The organism is Methylobacterium mesophilicum, from assembly GCF_022179445.1.
GTDB classification, from domain to species: Bacteria; Pseudomonadota; Alphaproteobacteria; order Rhizobiales; family Beijerinckiaceae; genus Methylobacterium; species Methylobacterium mesophilicum.
Map to the genome: position 1 here is coordinate 1 of NZ_BPQU01000116.1, position 274 is coordinate 274.

At 74.1% G+C, this 274-nt stretch carries 1 protein-coding gene; it reads left to right on the top strand.

The features are described from left to right. Positions 1-233: inositol monophosphatase family protein (locus tag MFF40_RS28450; protein ID WP_283950090.1), on the top strand; the 233-nt coding region annotated here is incomplete at its 5' end. Positions 234-274 lie beyond the last annotated feature (41 nt).

Here is a 274-nt window from a genome sequence, read left to right on the forward strand (position 1 = left end):
GGCTGGAGTACCTGGCCGTCGCCCGTGGCGAGTTGGACGCGACGAGCTTCTCCTGGGAGGCGGCCTGGGATCACGCGGCGGGCCTGCTCCTCGTCGAGGAGGCGGGCGGGGCCCACCTGACCCTCACGGGTGAACCCTTCCGCATCACGGGAGGCAACACCCTCCCCTTCACGGCGGCCCGCGACGAGACCACGGCCCGACGGGTACGGGGATTGCTGACCGCCGGCCTCTGACCCCACCGACGCCCGCATGAGCCGACGGGGACCGGGGCCGG